Below are 2,786 nucleotides of genomic sequence, written 5' to 3'. Positions count from 1 at the left end.
AAAAGCAAAAGAAAACCAAACTCGTCGCCCACAAAAGCCTCGCAAACCGGCGGAATCATTTGAACAGAAAATGAGCCGCTTTATGAAGGATAGCGACGAACGCCTAGCATCACTGAAAAAGCACACCGAGTCCAAACGTGGAGGTCGAGGTGCTAAAAGAGGATAGCTTGCTGTCTAGGACAATGAGTAAAAGGTGCACATTTTTCATATAAGAAGCAGACCCTGAAGAGGGTCTGCTTCTTTATTTTTTATAGAATGTTTTTGATGGAAATACAGAAAAGAAACCCTTTTATAGTTTATGAAATATTTATTTCATGATATTGTATTTTTGAAATAAATATTAAACAAACGGAGGTTCTTTTCTTGAATCGTGAAGAGTTTCATCCATTACCAGAAAAGGTGAAGAGATCAGCGGAATTATTTGATAGAGCGAAGGAATTTATTCCAGGAGGGGTTACGGCAAACATTAAATATATCGATCCCCATCCAATTTTTATGGAAAAAGCAGAGGGGAGCAAGCTGTATGACGTCGATCATAACGAATATATTGATTATCTCCTTTCATACGGAGCCTTAATTCATGGGCATGGACATCCAGCCGTTTATAAAGCGGCATTGAATCAAATGGAAGAAGCAGGAACGACCATCTTCGGTACGCCTCACACCTCAGAGATGACTATGGCTGAAAAATTAGTTTCACTTTATCCAGGAATTGATATGGTCAGGTATACGAACTCTGGCTTAGAAGCCACTTTACTTGCCCTTCGAGTTGCGATGGCTTATACAGGGAGATCAAAAATTGCTAAATTTGAAGGTCATTATCATGGTGGATATGATCAAGTTTTACTCAGTGTGAATCCCGGTCATGAAGAAGCGGGAGAGGCAGTGCGCCCAAACCCGGTTCCAGAATCACTTGGGCTTCCTGAGTATTATCATGATAATACGATTATCCTTCCCTTTAATGATTTTCCATCTACGGAAAAGATTTTACGTGAAAACACAGATCAAATTTCTGCCATTATCATGGAACCTGTCCAAGGTGGTTTTATACCAGCGGAAAAAGAATTCATGAAAAATATACGGTCTTTAACTGAAGAACTTGGAATCCTCCTCATTTTAGATGAAGTGAAAACAGGCTTCCGCTTATCCTTAGGTGGAGCGCAAACGGTCTATGGAATCGAACCGGACCTTACTGCGCTAGGAAAAGTCCTTGGAGGCGGTTTCCCTGTGGGGGCAATCGGCGGTTCGAAAGAAATCATGAATATTCTTGCTCCGGATGGTGGGAAAGATATTCTGACAGCTGGTGCTTCAAACCAAAATAAACATCATGCTTTGTTCCATAGTGGGACGTACAACGGACATCCAACAGTCTTAGCTGCTGGACTTGCCACAATCGAATTACTTGAAAATGAAGATGCGATGGATAATCTTTTTGCTAAGACGGAATCGCTCAGAAATCAACTCGAGCAATTATATAAACGTTATGGTATACCTATGCAGACGGTAGGAAAAGGGAGTATTTTCAATATCATTTTGGCAGAAGGAGAAATTAAGAATTATCGGGATATGGCTAAAGCGGATACGTCGTTAAGGAAGATGATCGACTACAAATTGTTGGAGCTTGGGATCTATACGAAGCCGCTTAATCGTTATTCGTTGTCTACAGCCCATACAGAAAAGGACATCACTAGGACGGTTGAAGCCCATGAACAAGCGATACGAGCCGTGCAAGGCAGCCTGTAGTGGATAATAGAGAGGAAGCACCGCCATTTAAGAACATGTTAAGCTAAGGAGTATAGTGAAGTAGAGAATAGAAAGAGGTTTGACATGGATATAAATGTGTACAAAATCATTTATGAAAAGATGCCGGAAATGAGTAAATCCTACAAAAAAATTTCTCAATACATCCTCAAGAAACCCAACGAGGTCTCTTTTTTAAATGTGGGTCAATTAGCGAAGGTTGTGAATGTCAGTGATGCGACGGTTGTTCGGTTTGCTGTATTTTTGGGGTTTTCTGGATACCCGGAGTTTCAAGAACATATCCAGGCCTCCGTTCAGCAAAAGTTAACCACTACTGAGAGACTTCAAATGTCTGATGAGGTGTATGGACAAGAGGATCAAGATATTCCTAATGTGCTGAGTGGAGATATAGAAAACATACAGATGACTATGAAGAATCTTAATATTAAGGACTTTAGAAAAGCGACCGGCTATTTGTTGAAGGCAAGGAATGTGTACATCGTTGCTAATCGAAGTGCAGCAGCGTTAGGCCTTTTCATGCATTATTACTTGGAGAAAATGGTAGACCAGGTAAAAATGCTTGATTCGATTGAAAAAGATGCCGACCTGCTTTATGATTTACGCGAAGAAGACCTGGTGATTGGGATCAGTTATTCACGGTACACAAAAAGTACAGTCGATATCTTTTCTTATGCAAAAGAAAAAGGTGCAATGACGATTGCTTTAACGGATGGTATGTTATCCCCTCTCATTCAGTATGCGGACGTCACTCTGACAGCGGAGAGTCAAATGCCGGCCTTCATCGATTCATTTGTAGCTCCTTTAAGCTTGATTAATGCCTTGATCATTTATACAGCAAAGGAAAAGAAAGATGGTTTTAATGAGAAGTTGAATAAGCTCGATGATGTGTGGGACAGATTCGATGTTTTCTATTAGAAATCCAATAAAAAACCCCGCATTCTCAAACTTGAGAATGCGGGGTTTTTTTGGACAAGAATGTTTCCGATGACCCGTACGGGATTCGAACCCGTGTTACCGCCGTGAAA

Annotated in this window: 2 protein-coding genes and 1 pseudogene; all 3 read left to right on the top strand. The window is 40.7% G+C overall.

Features of this window, described 5'->3' with window-relative positions; all coding sequences use genetic code 11:
- Nucleotides 1–166, top strand: a pseudogene (locus LD39_RS23400) (RNA-binding protein S1); the annotation flags it as partial.
- Nucleotides 167–363: 197 nt separating this feature from the next.
- A complete protein-coding gene (locus tag LD39_RS01580; protein WP_035542157.1) occupies nt 364–1,743 on the top strand; it encodes an aspartate aminotransferase family protein in 1,380 nt (459 codons plus the stop codon).
- Nucleotides 1,744–1,827: 84 nt separating this feature from the next.
- The gene (locus LD39_RS01575; RefSeq protein WP_035542156.1) at nt 1,828–2,676 is read left to right on the top strand and encodes a MurR/RpiR family transcriptional regulator; all 849 of its coding nucleotides are present in this window, start codon (nt 1,828–1,830) and stop codon (nt 2,674–2,676) included.
- The last annotated feature ends 110 nt before the right edge of the window (nt 2,677–2,786 follow it).

Origin of the sequence: Halobacillus sp. BBL2006 (assembly GCF_000786645.1) — a bacterium.
Lineage (GTDB): Bacteria > Bacillota > Bacilli > Bacillales > Halobacillaceae > Halobacillus.
The sequence above is the reverse complement of the archived record's forward strand: the minus strand, read 5'-3'. Positions and strand labels throughout refer to the sequence as shown.